The sequence below is a fragment of the Mesorhizobium sp. B2-8-5 genome, from assembly GCF_006440675.2.
In the GTDB taxonomy this organism is placed as follows: Bacteria; Pseudomonadota; Alphaproteobacteria; order Rhizobiales; family Rhizobiaceae; genus Mesorhizobium.
In genome coordinates this window covers 5,532,534-5,549,976 of sequence record NZ_CP083951.1, presented here as the reverse complement: position 1 = coordinate 5,549,976, position 17,443 = coordinate 5,532,534, and the positions used below count along the sequence as shown (strand labels likewise).

Genomic DNA, 17,443 nt, shown 5'->3' with positions numbered 1-17,443 from the left:
ACAATGCCCTATCGGTCCGCCACCTGCCAGCGTGGATTGATCCACGGTTCCTGGTTGGATGGCGCCAGCGGCGTGCGGCCGAGGATGTGGTCGGAGGCCTTTTCGCCGGTCATGATCGATGGCGCGTTGAGATTGCCGTTTGTCACCCGCGGAAAAATCGAGGAGTCGGCGACGCGCAGCCCCTCGACGCCGATCACCCGGCATTCCGGATCGACGACGGCGGTCAGATCGTCGGCGCGGCCCATCCTGCAGGTGCCGCAGGGATGATAGGCGCTCTCGGCATGGTCGCGGATGAAGGCGTCGAGCTCGTCGTCCGATTGCACATGGCTGCCCGGCGAAATCTCCTTGCCGCGAAAGCCGTCGAAGGCTTTCTGGCCGAAAATCTCGCGCGTCAGCCGGACGCAGTGGCGGAACTCGCTCCAGTCGTCCGGATGCGACATATAGTTGAAGCGGATCACCGGCTTCGTCTTCGGATCGGGCGAGCGCAGGCTCACCGAACCGCGCGATTTCGAGCGCATCGGCCCGACATGCGCCTGGAAGCCATGCGACTTCGCCGCCGATTTGCCGTCATAGCGCACCGCCGCCGGGATGAAGTGGTACTGGATATCGGGATAGTCGATGCCGGCCTGCGAACGCACGAAGGCTGCCGCCTCGAAATGATTGGTGGCGCCAAGGCCGGTCTTGAAGAACAGCCATTGCGCGCCGATCAGCGCCTTGGAGAAAGGATTGAGCACCGAGTTCAGCGTGATCGGCTTGGTCGATTCCTGCTGGATGTAGAGTTCCAGATGATCCTGCAGATTTGCGCCGACGCCCGGCCGGTCGGCAATCACCTGGATGCCGTTTTCCTTGAGATGCACGCCCGGGCCGATGCCGGACAGCATCAGGATCTTCGGCGAATTGACCGACGACGCCGCGACGATCACCTCACGCCGCGCCTTAACGACCTGAATCTGTTTGTTAGCTTCGATCTCGACGCCGATCGCGCGTTGATTCTCGATCACCACGCGTCGGGCGAAGCCTTTGATCAGACTCACATTCCTGCGTTTGAGAGCCGGCTTCAGATAGGCGTTCGCCGCCGACCAGCGGCGGCCGCCAAGAATGGTCTGCTCCATCGGTCCGAAGCCTTCCTGCTTCGAGCCGTTATAGTCATCGGTGAGCTCGAAACCGGCTTGGCGGCCGGCCTCGACGAAGGCGCCGTAGAGCGGATTTTTCCGCGTGCCGCGCTGCACATGCAGCGGTCCGCTTTTGCCCCGCCAGCCATCCTCGCCGCCGTCGGAATCCTCCATGCGCTTGAAATAGGGGAGCACGTCGGCGAAGGCCCAGCCGGCAGCACCCTGTTCGGCCCAGTGGTCGAAGTCATGCGCATGTCCACGCACATAGACCATGCCGTTGATCGAGGAGGAACCGCCGAGCACCTTGCCGCGCGGCGTGGCGAGCACGCGCCCGCCGAGATGCGGCTCGGGCTCGCTGGCGAAACCCCAATCGTACAGGCTCATATTGAGAGGGATCGACAGCGCCGACGGCATCTGGATCAGCGGCCCCATATCGGTGCCGCCGAACTCGATGACGATCACCGAGTGCTTGCCGTCTTCCGACAGCCGGTAGGCCATGGCCGAGCCGGCGGAGCCGGAGCCGATGATGACGAAATCCGCTTCAAGCATTGTTCATATGCGCCATAAAGTCGGCGAGCGAGACATTGCCGCCGGTTGCAACCACGAGGACGGTTTTGCCCTTCACATCCACCTTGCCGCCGAGCAGCGCCGCCAGCGATGCCGCGCCCGACGGCTCCAGCACCAGCTTCATCCGCTCGAACGCGATCTTCATCGCGCGCCGCACCGAGGCATCGTCGACAGTGACGCCGCGCACCCCGGCGGCGCTCACCGCCGCGAAGGGCGCGTCGCCTGGCTTGCGCGCCATCAGCCCGTCGCAGATCGATTTCGGTCCGATCGGCATCGTTTCGATAGCGCCATGCGCAAGTGAAGAGCCCATGCCGTTGAAACCCTCCGGCTCGACCGCGATGATCTCGGTACCGGGCGACACATAGTGGAAGGCGAGCGAAACGCCGCCGATCAGGCCGCCGCCGCCGACCGAGCAGAACACCAGGTCTGCTTGCGTCCTCTTCGCTGTCAACTGGTCGAGCGCTTCCAGCCCGGCGCCGGCCTGACCCGCGACGATCTCCGGATCGTCGAAGGGATGCAGCAAGGTGAGGTGCTCGGTCTCGGCGATCTCGCGCGCCTTGGCGGCCGCGACCTCCTCGCGGGCGCGGTCGCCATGATCGGTCAGCACCACGCGCGCGCCATAACCGGCTGTCGCGTCACGCTTGGCGGCCGGCGCGTCGATCGGCATGACGATGGTGACCGGAATGCCCAGCGCCTGGCCGGCGGCCGCCAGCCCCTGCGCGAAATTGCCGGAGGAATACGCCACCACGCCCTTCCTCGCTTCATCCGGTGAAAGCCGGTTCAGCCGCCAATAGGCGCCGCGCACCTTGAACGAGCCGGCCCATTGCAGCGACTCCGGCTTGACGAAAACGCGCGCGGCGCCGGTCTCCTTGGCCAAAGCCGCCGACTCCAACAGCGGCGTCACCTGCGTGGCCGCCGAGGTGACGGCATAGGCCTGCTTGAGATGATCGAGGGTAGGGACGAGAACGTCTGCCATCATTCGCCTCTCGGATACCGTTTGCTCTCTTCGAGATTGTCGAGGTTCATGTGATTGCGCATGTAGCGCTCGGACGCCTTCTGCAGCGGCTGGAAGTCCCACGGGTAGTAGGCCCCGTTGCGCAATGCCGGATAGACAACCCAGCGGCGCGCCTGGCTTTCGCGTACCGCGGCATCGAAGCCGGCCATATCCCAGCGCGCCCGGACCTTGCCCACGAACGCCGCCACCAGGGCAGCGTTGGCCGGATCGTCGGCGAGGTTGTCGCGCTCGAGCGGATCGGCATCGAGATCGAACAATTGCGGCGGGTCGAGCTCGCAATGGACGAATTTGTACTTGCCCTCGCGGATTGCCACCAGCGGCGCATAGGAGCCCTCCGCCGCATATTCGATCGGTACCGGCGCGCTACGCGCCTTGCCATCGAGCAGTGGCAGCAGCGACTGCCCATCGGTCCATGGCGCGATCGACCCGATGTCAATGCCGGCGAGATCGCACAGCGTCGGCGTCACATCGAGATTGGAGACCGGAGCCTCGACCAGCCCGGCCGGCACGCCCTTGCCGGCTATCATCAGCGGCACACGCGCCGAACCCTCGAAGAAGCTCATCTTGAACCACAGGCCGCGCTCGCCAAGCATGTCGCCATGGTCCGAGCAGAACAGGATGATCGTATCGTCGGCCATGCGCGTGCGCCTCAGCACGTCCAGGAGTTCGCCGAGCTTGTCGTCGACATAGGAGATGTTGGCGAAGTAGCCGCGCCGCGAACGGCGCACCTGTTCACCTGTGATTTCGAAAGACGCATAATCGCTGGCGCGATAGAGCCGCTGTGAATGCGGATCCTGCTCCTCATATGGGGTGAACGGCGTTTCCGGATCGAGCGCCTGGCAGTTCTCATAGAGATCCCAATACTGCTTGCGCGCGACATAGGGATCGTGCGGGTGCGACAGCGAAACGGTGAGGCACCACGGCCGGTGGCCAGCGTCGTCCTGCTCCCGTGACAGTTGGTAGAGCTTTTGCGAGGCAAGGAACACGACCTCGTCGTCATATTCCATCTGGTTGGTGGTTTCGGCGACGCCGGCGCCGGTCACCGAGCCCAGATTGTGATACCACCAGTCGATGCGCTCGCCGGGCTTTCGGTAGTCCGGCGTCCAGCCGAAATCGGCCGGATAGATGTCGGTGGTGAGCCGCTCCTCGAAACCGTGCAACTGGTCGGGCCCGACGAAATGCATCTTGCCCGACAGGCAGGTGTAGTAGCCGGCGGCCCGCAGATGATGCGCGAAGGTCGGGATCGAGGAGATAAACTCGGCCGCGTTGTCGTAGACCCCGGTGCGCGACGGCAGTTGCCCGCTCATGAACGAGGCGCGGCCCGGGGCGCAGAGCGGCGATGCGGTGTAGTTGTTGGCGAAGCGCGCCGAGCGCGCGGCCAGCGCCTTCAGATGCGGCGCATGCAGGAAATCCGCGGGGCCGTCCGGGAAGAGCGTGCCGTTGAGCTGATCGACCATGACGATCAGGAAATTGGGTCGCCGGGTGGTCAAGGCAGGCTCCGTCCGTTGAGCTTGGTTTCGAGATAGTCTTCCACGAGCGCGATCGCGGTCTGCGCATCCGGCACGCCGTCCTTCAGCGCGCGGCGGATGTAGAGCCCGTCGATCAGCGCTGCGATCGCTTCCGCCACGCGGTCGGCCTCGGCCCGAGGCAGGATGCCGGTCAGCCCGCTCATCAGGTTCGAATGCAGCCGCCGCGCATAGATGCGCAGCAGCCGCCGCAGGTCGGAGGACTTCTGCGCCTCGACATAGAAGGCGAGCCAGGCGGCTATGATCTGAGGCTGGAACTGGTCGTCGGAAAAGCTGACGGCGACGACGGCCGAGACGCGCTGGCGCGGCGTCACCGCAAGGCCGAACGCGCGCCTTGTGTCGGCGTTGAGTTCGGCAAGGATGTGCCGCATCGTCGCGAACAGCAGCTCGTCCTTGGCGCCGAAATAGTGATGCGCCAGCGCCGACGACACGCCGGCGCGGCCGGCGATCTCCGACATCGTCACGTCCAGCGATCCGCGCTCGCCGATCGCCGAGATCGTCGCGTCGATCAGCGCCTTGCGGCGCACGGGCTCCATTCCGATTTTCGGCATTTTGGGGATCCGGTTCGAGCCGAGATTATTTTTTATTGACGCATCAATCAATAAAAAACTGGCGCCGGGATCAACCGATCGTGTCATTCTGGACCATGGCATGGGCTGGAAAACGGTTCATTGTTGAACAATATTGAATCACGTGCCGCGCGCGATCGTGCTAGGTTGCGGCGCAAATGGAGGTTGCCATGACGGCATGCATCGTCGGCTGGGCGCATTCGCGCTTCGGCAAGCTCGAAGGCGAGACGCTGGAGGGCCTGATCACCAAGGTTGCCGTCGAGGCCCTCGACCATGCCGGCATCGGTCCGGACGATGTCGACGAGATCGTCCTTGGCCACTTCAACGCCGGCTTCTCGCCGCAGGATTTTACCGCGAGCCTCGTGCTGCAGGCCGATGACCGCCTGCGCTTCAAGCCGGCGACGCGCGTCGAGAACGCCTGCGCCACAGGCTCGGCCGCCGTCCGGCAAGGCATCCGCGCCATCGACGCGAACGCCGCCCGCATCGTGCTGGTGGTCGGCGCCGAGCAGATGACGACCACGCCCGGTCCCGAAATAGGCAAGAATCTGCTCAAGGCATCCTATCTGCCTGAAGACGGCGAGACGCCTGCCAGCTTCGCCGGCGTCTTCGGCAAGATCGCGCAGGCCTATTTCCAGCGCTACGGCGATCAGTCGGATGCGCTGGCCATGATCGCCGCCAAGAACCACAAAAACGGCGTCGAAAACCCTTACGCCCAGATGCGCAAGGATTTCGGCTATGAGTTCTGCCGCCAGGAAAGCGAGAAGAACCCCTTCGTCGCCGGTCCGCTGAAGCGTACCGATTGCTCGCTGGTTTCGGACGGCGCGGCCGCACTTGTGCTCACCGACACCGCGACGGCGCTGAAGATGCGCCGCGCCGTGACCTTCCGCGCCAACGAGCATGTCCAGGACTTCCTGCCGATGTCCAAGCGCGACATTCTCTCCTTCGAGGGCTGCGAGCGTGCCTGGGAGCAGGCACTGAAAAAGGCCGGCGTCACGCTCGACGACCTCTCCTTCGTCGAGACGCATGACTGCTTCACCATCGCCGAATTGATCGAATACGAGGCGATGGGCCTGGCAAAGCCAGGCGAGGGCGCCAGACTGGCGCTGGACGGCTCGACGGCGAAGGACGGCCGCCTTCCGGTCAATCCCTCCGGCGGCCTGAAAGCCAAGGGCCATCCGATCGGCGCCACCGGTGTGTCGATGCATGTGCTGACCGCCATGCAACTGATGGGCGAGGCCGGGGGCATCCAGGTGCCGGGCGCCAAGCTCGGCGGCATCTTCAACATGGGCGGCGCGGCGGTCGCCAACTACGTTTCCATTCTCGACAGGATTCGCTAGAAGCGGCCCGCATTGAAGCGGCGCACCCTTGGGTGCGCGTGCGGGAGGCAACATGACAAATCCGGTTCTGGTCGAAGTCACGCGCGGCGCGGTGGTCGAAAGCAGGCACCGCGGCGCGGTTTCGATCTTCGACGCCGACGGCAAGCCCGTCTGGGAGATCGGCGACACGGACCGTCCGGTGTTCCCGCGCTCCGCGGTGAAGGCGATTCAGGCATTGCCGCTGGTCGAATCGGGCGCTGCCGACGCCTATGGCTTCGGCGATCGCGAACTGGCGCTGGCCTGCGCCTCGCATTCGGGCGAGCCGGCCCATGTCGAGTTGGCAACGGCGATGCTCGCCAGGGCCGGGCTCGACAGGACGGCGCTGGAATGCGGCGCGCATTGGCCCTCGAGCCACGACGCCACCATCGCGCTCGCCCGCGCCGGCGGCGTGCCCAACGCTTTGCACAACAATTGCTCCGGCAAGCATTCCGGCTTCCTCTGCACCTGCGTCCATTCCGGCATTGCGCATGGCGGCTACGTCAAGGCCGGCCATGCGCTGCAGGAGATGGTGCGCGACGCCATGCAATCCGTGACGGGCGCGGCGCATGACGTCGACCATTGCGGCACCGACGGCTGCTCGATCCCGACCTACGCCGTACCGTTGAAGAGTTTTGCGCTGGGCTTTGCCCGCATGGCGACGGGCAGGGGCTTTTCGCCCGAACGCGCCAAGGCGGCGAAGCGGCTGATCTCGGCTTGCATGGCCGAGCCGTTCCTCGTCGCCGGCACCGGCAAGGCCGATGTCGCGCTGATGCAGGCAACACCGGGCCGCATCTTCGTCAAGACCGGCGCCGAAGGCGTTTATTGCGCGGCACTGCCCGAACTGGGCCTCGGTATCGCCTTAAAATGCGATGACGGCGCGGGCAGGGGGGCGGAGGCCATGATCGCCGCGGCGCTGGCGAAGCTGCTGCGCGACGATGAAGCGGCTGCGGCAAGGCTCATCGAGCTCGCCCATCCTCCGGTCGAAAGCCGTATCGGCGCCAAGGTCGGCATGCTGCGGCCGACGGCGGCGCTCAACTAGCCGTCCTCAGCGACAGCACCAAAGTCATCGGATTTTTTGGCGAAGCCTGGAAGCCATAGTGCTCATAAAACGCCTTGGCTTCATCCGATATGGCATGAACCAAGAGACCGCGAATGCCAAGAATGGCTGCCGCTTGACCGGTCCGCAACACCGCGTCCTGCAGCAGAGCGACACCCAGACCTTTTCCCTGCCGACCTGCGTCGACAGCCAAACGGCCGAGCACAGCCATAGGCACGGGATCGGGCATATTGCGCCGGATCGAACCGGGCGCATCCACAAGGTCAAGTCCGCCTGATGAAAGGCAATAGTAGCCGACGACGCGCGTGCCTTCTGCAATCACATAGGTTCTGGACGCACCGCTGACTTGATTGGCACGCGCCCGCCGTCGGAGCCATTGATCCAGGCTGTCGGTTCCGCTTTGAAAGAAGTCGAGTTCGTGACTATCGGCAAGAAGGACCGGTGCCGAAAGCATCAGTCCCGCCAGGGCTTGGGCGCATTCATCAGGCGGGCAAATCCCTCGCCGCTCGGTGGCTGGTCGAGGATATCGAGATAATGCTGATAGCTCTCGGCATCGACCTTGACGAGCGTCTGGTCGAGCAGCGTGTCTTCTGCGGCGCGGTAAGCGGCGTCGATCATGAAGTCGGAGCGGGTCTTCCCGCGTATCTTCGCGGCACGGTCGATCAAGATACGAACATCCTCGCGGATGCGCAGATTGACGGGCTTGGCGTGCCTGTCCTGGTTTTTGGTGGCCATGACGATGGATCCTTACCTTTACCGATATAGCAATTTGCATACACAATGTGTATCTAAATTTATGGGTTACCCGGATTTAGGTCGCTGACGAGCCGGAAAAACGCTGGTCTGCGACAAAACGAACAGCACCAAGTTCGTTTTTTGCTAGTCTCCCTCCATCATTGAACGGGCGCTGGGTGATGAGCATGCTGGAAGCGGACAAGGTATTTGCCGGCTCGATCCCGGAAAACTACGATCGCCATATGGTGCCGCTGATTTTCGAGGCCTATGCCGCCGAGACCGCACGACGGGCCGTGTCCTTCTCACCCTTGGCCGTTTTGGAGACCGCCGCGGGAACCGGGGCCGTCACCCGCGCGCTGGCGCCACAGCTTTCTCCAGGCGCCAGCTACACCGTAACAGACCTCAACCAGCCGATGCTCGACTACGCCGCTTCGCGCCAGGGGCCCGACAGCCGCATCACATGGCGCCAGGCGGATGCCCTGAAGCTGCCTTTCGACGACGCTGCTTTCGACCTCGTCTGTTGTCAGTTTGGCGCGATGTTCTTTCCCGACCGCGCCGCCGCCTATCGTGAGGCGAAGCGGGTTCTGAAGCCGGGCGGGCATTTCCTCTTCAGCGTCTGGGATCGCATCGAGGAGAATGTATTCGCGGACGACGTGACGAATGCTCTCGCCCGGATTTTTCCGCACGATCCGCCGCGTTTCCTGGCGCGCACGCCGCATGGTTACCACGACAAGGCGCTGATCCGCAGCGATCTGGAGGCCGCCGGCTTCTCCGATGTGGCGATCGACACGAGGGCCGAGCAGAGCCGCGCATCCTCGCCGCGCGTTCCCGCCGTCGCCTATTGCCAGGGAACGCTGCTTCGCAACGAGATCGAGGCCAGGGAGCCCGGAAGACTGGCATCCGCGACCGACTACGCCGAAGCCACGATCGCCGACAGGCATGGCAGCGGCGAAATTGCCGCCAAGATCCAGGCCCACATTATCGTGGCCGTGGCCTAGCTCACCTTGTTGCGTTCGACGGTGAGATGCGCATAGCCGGTATCGGTTGACTGGGATAGATCGCCGGTCACCGGATCGGCCCAGCGCTGGCCGATGATGGCGCCGTTTTTCGCGCCGTCGATGACATTGTCCGAGATGACAGCGCTGCCGGAACCTTCGACGACGGAAACGACGATGCCGGTGCCGGCCTGGCGGATGATGTTTCCGCTTGCCACCACATTGCGCAGATAGGGGCCCCAGCCGAGCTGCATGCCGTAGAGCGGCGCGTTCTCGACGACATTGCCGGAGACCGTGGTATCGGCCTCGGCGCTGATGCCGACGCCGAAGCCGGGCGGGTCGGCGGTGTATGGACCGGTGGTTGAGAGGTTGCGCACGATGTTGTTCGAGCAGACCGCCATCCGCCCGCCTTCGTTGAAATTGACGATCGAGATGCCGTTGGCGGCGCCGTCGACCAGATTGTTGCTGAGGATCGCGCCTTCGAAGGAGAATTCCGAATAGATCCCGGTCTCGCCCGAGCGCGAGCAGGTGTTGCCGGTGATCTGCAGATTGCTCGAACTGTTGGCGCGCACTGCAGTGAAGGCGCAATCGGAGACGACGTTGCCCGAGATGATCACATTGCCGGCGCGGAAAGTGTTGATGCCGTTGCCATTCTGGCCGGTGCCGCCGCTGCGCGCGCCGATCCGCTGGACACGATTGCCGCTGACGATGGTGCCGTCCTCTGCCGCTTGCCAGCGATGCACGAGGATGCCGCCATTGGCGCAGTCGGACACCGTGTTGCCCGAAATCTCCAGACCCCCGGCCTCGACCGAATAGATGCCGGCGTCCGCGGCGCCAGAAATATCGCAGCGGCCGACACGGCCGACGGCATGCTCGAGCGCCAGCCCGTTCTTGCCGCTGCCGGTCACCTGGCAATTGTCGATGACGAGATGGCCGACGCGGCGCAAATCGAGCAGCCCCTGCGTGTAGTCGGCCAGCCAGCGGTTGGCGCCGTCCAGCATCAGCCCGCTGAACTCGATATGCTCGGCTTGTTCGGCCATCATCAGATGGCCGTTGCCGCCATAGACGATGCGCGTCGCGCCGGGCACGCCCGACAGTCGCACGCGCGCAGGCAGCTTGAGATTCGAGACGAGATAGGTGCCGCCCGGCAGGAACACCGGCTGGTCGCGATCGCTGGCCTCGGCCAGCATCTTGGCGAAGACCTTGCTCTGGTCGTCGACCGCGCCGGGCTGCACGCCGATCTCCGTGGCGTTGATCGAGCCGCGCATAGCGGCCATTTCGATGCCGGGCAGCGATTTCGCCAATGCTTTGCCGGCGAAGACGCCGGCGACGGCGAAGCCGGCGGTCCGGGCAAGCAGCGTTCGTCTGTTCAACATCGGCACAGGTCCTGGCGTTTCGCCTCTAGTCGCAGGAATCGTGCCAAGGCGGGCCCATCGGCAAACCGCTTGTGCAGTCGCCTCGCCAAGCCTAAGTTCATTGTATGAGCAGAGCTTTCACGCGCGAAGAAGACAGCGAGAACGCCATCGCCGGCGTCGGCGAACGGCCGGTCAGCACGCACCGCAATCTGGTGACGGAGCGCGGCCTTGCGATGATCGAGGACAACCTCGCCGAGCTGCGGGACATACTGGGCAAGGCGGAGAGGAAGGGCGACCGCGAGCGCATCGCGGTGGTTTCCCGCGACCTGCGCTATTGGACCGCGCGGCGCGAGAACGCCGAGCTTTCGGTGCCGGAGCCCGGCAGCAACGTCGTGCGCTTCGGCATGGGCGTCACGCTGGAAGGCGACGACGGCAGGAAGGTGCATTGGCGCATCGTCGGCGAAGACGAAGCCGACCCGTCGAAGGGCAGCATTTCCCATGTCTCGCCGATGGCCGTGGCCCTGTTCGGCAAGAAGACCGGCGAGGTCGTCACTGTCAACGGCAAGGAATGGGAGATCGTCAAGCTCTCGGATAAGGCCGAGAACTAACCGCAGCCCTTTACTTTGCCAGCTTCCGCAGTGCGGCTTCGTATTTGTCCATGACATCGCGAGCGGCGTTGATCTGTCGTTCGTGATTGTCGTCGCGGACTGGCCTTAGAACGAAGCCGTCGTCGGTTTCGATGACCTGAAGCTGGTCGCCGACTTGGAGGTTCAGACTGTCAAGCATTTCGCGTGGCAAGAATACGGCTCCTGATCCGTCCTCAAGTCCGTAGATGGTCGTTTTGATCATGATCGCGCCGCCCTGGTTGTATCTGTCGTTATAGAACAACCTTCAGCCAATTCGGCAAGCCTTCACTGATCGGCCAGCAACCGATCCATCAGCCGGTTTGCCGCCTCCGGGATGACGGTTCCCGGCGGGAAGATCTCCGCCGCTCCCGCCGCCAGCACCGCGTCATAATCCTGCGGCGGGATGACGCCGCCGGCGACGATCAGCATGTCGGCATGGCCGAGCTTCCTCAGCGCTTCCTTGAGCTCGGGGATCAGCGTCAGGTGCCCGGCCGCGAGCGACGACGCGCCGATGATGTCGACATCGTGCCGCACCGCCAGCTTGGCGATCTCATCCGGCGTCTGGAACATCGGCCCGACGGTGACGTCGAAGCCCAGATCGGCGAAGGCGCTGGCGATCACCTTTTGGCCGCGGTCGTGGCCGTCCTGGCCCATCTTGGCGACGAGGATGCGGGGCTTGCCGCCGGATTTCTTCTCGAACGCCTCGATCTTTTCCTGCAGCCGCGCGAGCGCCGGGTTGTCGCCGAGCGCCTCGCGATAGACGCCGGAGATCGTCTGCACCGCCGCCGTGTGGCGGCCGAAAACCTTTTCCAGCGCCAGCGAGATCTCACCCACGGTGGCGTTGGCGCGCGCTGCGCGGACCGCGAATTCCAGCAGGTTCTCATTGCCCTCGGCGGCACGGGTCAGCGCTGCCAGCGCATCCTCCAGCGCCGCGACGTCGCGTGTGCCTTTGAGCCGCTGCAGCTTCGCCAATTGCCTGGCTTTCACCTCGGCATTGTCGATCTTCAGCACATCGACTTCGATGTCGGTCTGGGGCCGGTGTGCGTTGACGCCGACCAGAATTTGCTCGCCGGAATCGATGCGCGCCTGGGTGCGGGCGGCCGCTTCCTCGATGCGCAGCTTGGGAATGCCTTGCTCGATCGCCGCCGCCATGCCGCCGAGGCTTTCGACCTCCTCGATATGGGCCAGCGCGCGCGCCGCCAGATCATGCGTCAGCCGCTCGACATAGGCCGAGCCGCCCCATGGATCGATCATGCGCGTGGTGCCGGATTCCTTCTGCAGGATGAGCTGCGTGTTGCGGGCGATCCGCGCCGAATGGTCGGTCGGCAGCGCCATCGCCTCGTCGAAGGAATTGGTGTGCAGTGACTGGGTATGCCCCTGCGTCGCCGCCATCGCCTCGATCATGGTGCGGGTGATATTGTTGTAAGGATCCTGCGCCGTCAGCGACCAGCCCGAGGTCTGGCAATGGGCGCGCAACGACAGCGAACGCTCGTCCTTCGGCGCAAAATTCTTCTTCATCAGGCTCGACCACAGCAGCCGCGCGGCCCTGAGCTTGGCGACCTCCATGAAGAAGTTCATGCCGATCGCCCAGAAGAAGGAGAGGCGCGGCGCGAAACGGTCGATGTCGAGACCGCCCGCAACGCCGGCGCGCGCATACTCGATGCCGTCGGCGATCGTATAGGCAAGCTCGAGGTCGGCCGTCGCGCCGGCCTCCTGCATGTGATAGCCGGAGATCGAGATCGAGTTGAATTTCGGCATATGCCTGGAGGTGTAGGCAAAAATGTCCGACACGATCCGCATCGAAGGTTTCGGCGGATAGATGTAGGTGTTGCGGACCATGAACTCCTTCAGAATGTCGTTCTGAATGGTTCCGGCGAGATCCTTCTGCGCGACGCCTTGTTCCTCCGCCGCCACGATGTACAGCGCCATGATCGGCAGCACCGCGCCGTTCATGGTCATCGACACCGTCATTTCGTTGAGCGGAATGCCGTCGAAGAGTTGGCGCATGTCGAGGATGGAATCGATCGCCACACCCGCCATGCCGACATCGCCGGCGACGCGCGGATGGTCGCTGTCATAACCACGATGCGTGGCGAGATCGAAGGCCACCGACAGGCCTTTCTGGCCCGCGGCGAGGTTGCGCCGGTAGAAGGCGTTGGATTCCTCCGCCGTCGAGAACCCGGCATACTGCCGGATCGTCCAGGGCTGCTGGACATACATGGTGGGGTAGGGGCCGCGCACGAAGGGCAGCATGCCCGGATACGTGTCTAGATTGGCGAGCCCCTTGAGGTCGCCTTGCCCGTAAAGATGCTTCACGGCGATGCCTTCCGGCGTCATCCGCTGGCCTTTGAGCTCGACCGGCGCGCGACGCGGCGCCGACCAGCCGATCTGGCTGAAATCCGGGATCATGACCCGGCTCCGATCGACTGATCGATGCGCACCGGAAACAGCGGCTCGCAGGTCGCGACGCCCTCCGTCAGCGCTGGACGCCGCTCTTGCGGCAGCGTCTCGACCGGGCGCTCCGTGCCGACGCGGTAAAGCGTCGTGCCGACAATGCCGCGTTCGCCCGACCGGTAGGCGCCGTTGCGCTTGGCCGCGGCCGTCTGCACGCGATTTTGGATATAGCCCTGCTGCAGGCTGGCAAGCACGCCGCCCTCGGCCTCGATGCGCTGGAATTCTTCCCAGGCCGCGGCGCAGAGATCGTCGGTCAGCGCTTCGACCGCGCCCGAGCCGCTGGCCGGATCGACGACGTGGCCGATATGGCTCTCCTCGGCCATGATCAGTTGGGCGTTGCGGGCAACGCGGCGGCCAAAGCCGGCCGGCAGCCCATGCGCGATCGTGTGCGGCAGGATCGAGATCGAATCGGCGCCGCCGGTTGCCGCCGCGAAGGCCGCGATCGCCGTGCGCAAAATATTGGTTTCCGGGTCGGCCATCGTCATCATGCGATAGGAGGTCTCGGCATGGATGCTGGCGGTCGCGGCCGGGATCGAGCAGGCTTCCTGGATGCGCGCCCAGAGCGTGCGCAACGCCCGCACCTTGGCCATCGACAGGAACTGGTCCTGGTCGACGCTGAGCGCGAAGCCGATATAGGGCGCCGCATAGACCAGTGGCTGGCGCGCCTTCTCGAACATCCTGAGATAGGACACCACGGAAGCCATCATCGTGCCGAGCTCCTGCGCCTCGGTGGCGCCGGCATTGTGGAAGACACGGCCGTCGGCCTCGAGCAGCACGCCCGGCACGCCCATCGAGAAGAAATGCGCCAGCGACTGCGGCATCGATTCCTGCAGCGCCTCGATCGAGGTGCGCAGCCGCCCGGTGCCGGCGAAGATCGCCGCCGGGTCGATGCCGAAGGAAAGGTTGAGCTTGGTCGGATCGGAACGGCGTTTGCTCAAGAAGGCGAGAAGCCAGTCGGCCACGGCGCGGCTCCAGGGATGCGCGTCGATGCGCACCTGCACGCGGTTGAGCGGCACGCCGTCGAGCACCCGTTCCAACGCTTCCGCGGTGCGCGGCAGGCCGTAGCCGAAGGCGTTCGGCGCGCCCTCGAAGACCAGCGACAGACCGCTGGCGCCTTGGGCGATGTCTTCCAGGGCTTGCGCGCTGGCCCGGGCAATATCCGGGTCGTCGACCCGCTGGCTGACGATCCAGCGCGCGGTCGGATTTGTGCGCGGCAACGGCTCGGCGGTCGTCGAGCGTTGTCTGAGCGGCTCGATGCGGATGCCGTCATCGGTGCGGGAGACGAGCTTTTCCTCGAAGGAACCGCCGGCAAGCGCCTTTTCCGCCAGCGCCTGCCAACGCTTGGCGTCCGGGTTCGGAAGGTCGACATCCCTGGTCAAGGCGCCGGCGCCCATCGCTCTCCTCGCTTCTCGGCCGCATCAGCCGGGTCCAGCCAATCTAAGGTCAGGAACCGGATATCACAATGCGTCATCCAGCCAATCGATTGCCAAACATGCGCCGAATCCGCAAGCGCCAAAGGCCGAATTCGCTGCGCCCCAAAATCGATGCTGGGCATTGCCGCATGTGACGAGCGTTACTATACCTCCGAATGAGGCCTTTGAGCGGAACAGATTGCGGAGACAGGATATGGTTGACGAGACCAGCATCTTCATCGGCGCCAGCCGCAAGCCCGACGATTCCTATCAGCGCGCGGAGGAGCTGCTGCTGCGCTACGGCAACCGCCACGGCCTTGTCACCGGGGCCACGGGCACCGGCAAGACGGTCAGCCTGCAGATCCTGGCCGAGGGCTTTTCCAATGCCGGCGTGCCTGTCTTCTGCGCCGACATCAAGGGCGACCTTTCCGGCATATCCATGATGGGCGAGGCCAAGGATTTCCTGGTCAAGCGCGCCGAGCAGGTGAAGCTCGATCCCTACCAGTTCCAGGAATTCCCGGTCATCTTCTGGGATCTGTTCGGCGAGCAGGGCCACCCGATCCGCGCCACCATTTCCGAGATGGGGCCGCTGCTTTTGTCGCGGCTCATGAACCTCACGGAGGCGCAGGAAGGCGTCATGAACATCGCCTTCCGCATCGCCGACGAGGAAGGCTTGCTGCTGCTCGATCTCAAGGACCTGCAGGCGCTGCTCGCCAACATGGCCGACCGCGCCGACCAGCTCAGCGCCCGATACGGCAATGTCACCAAACCCTCCGTCGGCGCCATCCAGCGCACGCTGCTGGTGCTGGAACAGCAGGGTGCGGCTAACTTCTTCGGCGAGCCGGCGCTGCGCATCGCCGACATCATGCGCACGACGCGCGACGGCCGCGGCGCGATCAGCGTTCTGGCCGCCGACAAGCTGATGATGAACCCAAGACTCTACGCCACCTTCCTGCTGTGGCTGATGTCGGAACTGTTCGAGGAACTGCCCGAGGTCGGCGATCTCGACCGGCCGAAGCTGGTGTTCTTCTTCGACGAGGCGCATCTTTTGTTCGAGGACGCGCCGAAGGTGCTGATCGACCGTGTCGAGCAGGTGGTGCGGCTGATCCGCTCCAAGGGCGTCGGCGTCTATTTCGTCACCCAGAACCCGCTGGATATTCCCGAAAAAGTGCTGGCCCAGCTCGGCAACCGCGTCCAGCATGCGCTGCGAGCCTATACGCCGCGCGAGCAACAGGCGGTGCGCACGGCCGCCGAGACCTTCCGGCCCAACCCCGATTTCGATTGCGCCACCGCCATCACCCAGCTCGCCACCGGCGAGGCGCTGGTCTCGATGCTGGAGGACAAGGGCGTGCCGGCCATGGTCCAGCGCACGCTGATCCGGCCGCCGTCATCCCGGCTTGGACCGATCACGCCCGACGAGCGCCGCAAGATCATCGCCGAGAGCCCGGTCGCCGGCCAGTACGACGAGACCGTCGATCGCGAATCGGCTTTCGAAATCCTGCAGAAGAAGACCAAGGAGGCGCAGGACGCCGAGGCGGCAAAGCAGCGGAACAGCGGCGGCTCGCGCTGGACCATTCCCGGTTTCGACGATGTTTTGGGAACAGGCAACCGGCGGTCCTCCAGCCGCCAGACCGTGGCCGAAGCCGCCATCAAGTCGGTGGTGCGCTCGGTCGGCTCCTCCGTCGGCCGCGCCATCGTACGCGGGATTTTGGGAAGCCTTGCGCGAGGCCGCTGAAGCGAAGAGCCGGCACCGAGCGGAGCGCGACGCGAATCACGCCCCGCAACCTTTGATGTCAGGCGAGGACCCGCTTGCCGTCGGGCGAATCCGTCACGGAAATGCGCCACCCCGGAAGGCTGTCCGCGTTACCTCCCGACGATCAAATCTTACCCGTCGACGGGTGAGCCGCGTCAGTGGCAGCTGAAACTTTCCGCCAGGGAATTTTTCCCGGCGGAACCGCAATTTCATGAAATACCAGACGCGCCAAATCATGGCCTTTGACGTGCTGTTGCCGGGGGGCAAACTCGATAGCGCCGACAGCACGTGCGATCACGAATTATTGTGGCAACGGAACCGAAAGCGCCCTCTAAGGTTGGGCAAAGGCTGCGGAGGGCTGAGCATCAGGAGTCCGAGTTGCGGCGCGATGACGATCTGCCAGCTTGGTATTCGGAAATTCCTGCTGAAAGGCGGCCACTGCTAAACGCGAAAGGCGGGCTGTCGTTCGGCCACACTCGCCTCATGCAGCAATTCTTGAGCGAGAACTTTTCGCGCAAGCTTTCGCTCGCCGAGATGGCGGCTGTGTGTGGGCTGTCCCCCTACCACTTCGCCCGTGCTTTCTCCAAGACGTTCGGCATGACGCCGCATCAATATGTTCTTACCCTTCGCCTTGACTTTGCCGAGAAGCTGCTGGCCGACAGGCGCGTCTCGATCACGGACATCGCCTATCTGAGCGGCTTCTCGAGCCAGAGCCACCTCACCACCACGATGAAGAAATATCGCGACGCCACCCCACAGCAGGTGCGGGCAAGGCATGTTCGGTCGCGGTCCGGATAGGGAAACTAATTTAGCAGTATGGAAATTAAGCGGATCTCTTATAAAGATTCGGCTAAAGTAATTTACTGTTAACCTCCAGAAAACCTGCGGTATATTTTCAGATAAACAGCAATT

The 17,443-nt window shown here is 64.2% G+C and carries 16 protein-coding genes; 6 read left to right on the top strand and 10 right to left on the bottom strand.

Going from position 1 to position 17,443, the window contains the following annotated elements; translation table 11 throughout:
* Nucleotides 1-8: 8 nt before the first annotated feature.
* The 4 genes from betA to betI are packed head-to-tail and all read right to left on the bottom strand — an operon-like array spanning nucleotide 9 to nucleotide 4,771.
* Nucleotides 9-1,661 carry a choline dehydrogenase gene (betA, locus tag FJ430_RS27530; protein ID WP_140705453.1) on the bottom strand — a complete coding sequence of 551 codons (1,653 nt, stop codon included), beginning with the start codon at nucleotides 1,659-1,661 and terminating at the stop codon, nucleotides 9-11.
* A complete protein-coding gene (locus FJ430_RS27525; protein WP_181175365.1) occupies nucleotides 1,654-2,658 on the bottom strand; it encodes a threonine/serine dehydratase in 1,005 nt (334 codons plus the stop codon). The genes betA and FJ430_RS27525 overlap by 8 nt, the downstream gene beginning before the upstream one ends.
* A complete protein-coding gene (gene betC / locus FJ430_RS27520) occupies nucleotides 2,655-4,184 on the bottom strand; it encodes a choline-sulfatase (protein WP_140705455.1) in 1,530 nt (509 codons plus the stop codon). The genes FJ430_RS27525 and betC overlap by 4 nt, the downstream gene beginning before the upstream one ends.
* Nucleotides 4,181-4,771 (bottom strand): choline-responsive transcriptional repressor BetI, encoded by a 591-nt coding sequence (gene betI / locus FJ430_RS27515; RefSeq protein WP_140705457.1) that lies wholly within the window; start codon nucleotides 4,769-4,771, stop codon nucleotides 4,181-4,183. The genes betC and betI overlap by 4 nt, the downstream gene beginning before the upstream one ends.
* Before the next feature lie 188 nt (nucleotides 4,772-4,959).
* Here betI and FJ430_RS27510 point away from each other — a divergent pair, with 188 nt between their 5' ends.
* Together FJ430_RS27510 and FJ430_RS27505 are read left to right on the top strand one after the other, a co-directional pair.
* A complete protein-coding gene (locus FJ430_RS27510) occupies nucleotides 4,960-6,126 on the top strand; it encodes an acetyl-CoA acetyltransferase (RefSeq protein ID WP_140705459.1) in 1,167 nt (388 codons plus the stop codon).
* Nucleotides 6,127-6,178: 52 nt separating this feature from the next.
* Nucleotides 6,179-7,183: an asparaginase gene (locus FJ430_RS27505; protein WP_140705461.1), complete on the top strand. Its 1,005-nt coding sequence runs from the start codon at nucleotides 6,179-6,181 to the stop codon at nucleotides 7,181-7,183.
* Here FJ430_RS27505 and FJ430_RS27500 read toward each other — a convergent pair.
* Together FJ430_RS27500 and FJ430_RS27495 are read right to left on the bottom strand one after the other, a co-directional pair.
* The gene (locus FJ430_RS27500) at nucleotides 7,176-7,655 is read right to left on the bottom strand and encodes a GNAT family N-acetyltransferase (protein ID WP_140705463.1); all 480 of its coding nucleotides are present in this window, start codon (nucleotides 7,653-7,655) and stop codon (nucleotides 7,176-7,178) included. The genes FJ430_RS27505 and FJ430_RS27500 overlap by 8 nt on opposite strands.
* Entirely contained in the window at nucleotides 7,655-7,936 is a 282-nt protein-coding gene (locus tag FJ430_RS27495; protein WP_140705465.1) for a DUF1778 domain-containing protein, read from the bottom strand. Before FJ430_RS27495 ends, FJ430_RS27500 begins: the two co-directional genes overlap by 1 nt.
* A 185-nt stretch (nucleotides 7,937-8,121) precedes the next feature.
* Between FJ430_RS27495 and FJ430_RS27490 the strand changes: the two genes are divergently transcribed.
* Nucleotides 8,122-8,934 carry a class I SAM-dependent methyltransferase gene (locus FJ430_RS27490; RefSeq protein WP_140705538.1) on the top strand — a complete coding sequence of 271 codons (813 nt, stop codon included), beginning with the start codon at nucleotides 8,122-8,124 and terminating at the stop codon, nucleotides 8,932-8,934.
* Here FJ430_RS27490 and FJ430_RS27485 read toward each other — a convergent pair.
* On the bottom strand, nucleotides 8,931-10,307 hold the full coding sequence (locus tag FJ430_RS27485; RefSeq protein WP_140705467.1) for a TIGR03808 family TAT-translocated repetitive protein: 1,377 nt from the start codon (nucleotides 10,305-10,307) through the stop codon (nucleotides 8,931-8,933). The two genes, FJ430_RS27490 and FJ430_RS27485, sit on opposite strands and share 4 nt — an antisense overlap.
* A 104-nt stretch (nucleotides 10,308-10,411) precedes the next feature.
* On the opposite strand from FJ430_RS27485, the gene greA reads away from it, so the two are divergent.
* A complete protein-coding gene (greA, locus tag FJ430_RS27480; RefSeq protein ID WP_140705469.1) occupies nucleotides 10,412-10,894 on the top strand; it encodes a transcription elongation factor GreA in 483 nt (160 codons plus the stop codon).
* 10 nt (nucleotides 10,895-10,904) lie between these two features.
* On the opposite strand, the gene FJ430_RS27475 is transcribed toward greA, so the two are convergent.
* The 3 genes from FJ430_RS27475 to FJ430_RS27465 form a co-directional block, all read right to left on the bottom strand.
* Complete coding sequence (locus FJ430_RS27475) at nucleotides 10,905-11,135, bottom strand: AbrB/MazE/SpoVT family DNA-binding domain-containing protein (protein WP_140705470.1); 231 nt, start codon at nucleotides 11,133-11,135, stop codon at nucleotides 10,905-10,907.
* Nucleotides 11,136-11,197: 62 nt separating this feature from the next.
* Nucleotides 11,198-13,321 (bottom strand): methylmalonyl-CoA mutase, encoded by a 2,124-nt coding sequence (gene scpA, locus FJ430_RS27470; RefSeq protein WP_140705472.1) that lies wholly within the window; start codon nucleotides 13,319-13,321, stop codon nucleotides 11,198-11,200.
* Nucleotides 13,318-14,760, bottom strand: coding sequence for a methylmalonyl-CoA mutase subunit beta (locus FJ430_RS27465; protein ID WP_140705474.1), 1,443 nt, complete (start codon nucleotides 14,758-14,760; stop codon nucleotides 13,318-13,320). Before FJ430_RS27465 ends, scpA begins: the two co-directional genes overlap by 4 nt.
* Before the next feature lie 232 nt (nucleotides 14,761-14,992).
* On the opposite strand from FJ430_RS27465, the gene FJ430_RS27460 reads away from it, so the two are divergent.
* Nucleotides 14,993-16,513, top strand: coding sequence for a helicase HerA-like C-terminal domain-containing protein (locus FJ430_RS27460; protein ID WP_140705476.1), 1,521 nt, complete (start codon nucleotides 14,993-14,995; stop codon nucleotides 16,511-16,513).
* A 396-nt stretch (nucleotides 16,514-16,909) separates the two neighbouring features.
* Nucleotides 16,910-17,329: an AraC family transcriptional regulator gene (locus FJ430_RS27455; protein WP_226891934.1), complete on the top strand. Its 420-nt coding sequence runs from the start codon at nucleotides 16,910-16,912 to the stop codon at nucleotides 17,327-17,329.
* Nucleotides 17,330-17,443 lie beyond the last annotated feature (114 nt).